Here is a 1,225-nt window from a genome sequence, read left to right on the forward strand (position 1 = left end):
CTTTAGATTTGTAATCTTATATTTATGGAATAAAAGTATACTTAAAAACAAAGCTGATTATGATGATGAAATTTCTTTTTTTGCTTCTTTTTTTCTTTGTTAATAAGTATAATTTTGTTAATAATTTATAAAAAAAGAATGGGGTGAACTTTGCCTGCCGTTAGACTATTATTTCTATAGCCTGTATTAGTCCCCATTCTTTTCAATCCGGTTACAAAGGACCAAATAGAATTCTAGTTCTAACCTCTTAAAGGTTTTAGTCAAAGTAACCATTTTACTAATTTAAAATCAAATTTATGAAAATTTTAGACACCGTAGGTATTGATATGAGCAAATTAAATTTTGATGTTCGTATCCACTCAAGTCAATCTTATGAGCAATTTGAAAACAAAAAAAAAGGGTTCACAAAACTATTAAAGTGGACTTACAAAAACAGTAATTTTCCTAAACAAAACATACTTTTTGTTTTTGAACATACTGGATTATACTCATACGAATTATCTGTATTTTTAACTGAAAAAAAAATTCCATTTTCTTTAGTCCCAGGATTAGAGATAAAAAGATCTTTAGGGATTGCTCGAGGTAAAAATGATAAGGTAGATGCCACAAAAATAGCTTTATATGCTTATCGTTTAAGAGATGAGATTACAACCTATAAACTAGCTACAGAGCAAGTTCAGTCGATTAAACGACTCCTGTCTTTAAGAGAAAGACTTGTAAAACAAAGATCTGGATTTAAAGCAAGTTTTAAAGAGCAAAACAGGGTTCTTGTAGCAAAAGAAAATGAAACGCTATTTAGTATTCAAAAAAATATGATAAAACATTTAACAAAGCAAATAGATCAAGTGGAAAAGCAGATCAGACTGCTTATAAAAAGTGACGATAAGTTAAATGAGCAATTTAAATTAATAGTCAGTATTAAAGGCGTTGGAGAACAAACAGCTCTTTTTATGATTGCTTATACAGATGGATTTACAAAGTTTGAAACTTGGCGAAAATTTGCTTCTTATTGTGGTATTGCACCGTTTGCTAACGTTTCGGGAACCAGTATAAGAGGAAAGACAAAAGTGAGTAATTTAGCAAACAAAAAGATAAAAAGCTTGTTTGATTTATGTGCAAAGACAGCCATACAACATAGCCCAGAAATGAAAGCTTATTATCATAGAAGATTAGACGAGGGAAAAAACAAAATGAGTACTATTAATATTATTAGAAATAAACTTTT

General features: G+C 29.1%; 1 protein-coding gene. It reads left to right on the plus strand.

Annotated elements, in window-relative coordinates; all coding sequences use genetic code 11:
* Positions 1 to 296: 296 nt before the first annotated feature.
* A partial coding sequence (locus Q0998_RS19230; RefSeq protein WP_299673068.1) for an IS110 family transposase occupies positions 297 to 1,225 on the plus strand: 929 nt, incomplete at its 3' end.

The organism is uncultured Polaribacter sp. (assembly GCF_947501385.1).
Classification (GTDB): Bacteria; Bacteroidota; Bacteroidia; order Flavobacteriales; family Flavobacteriaceae; genus Polaribacter.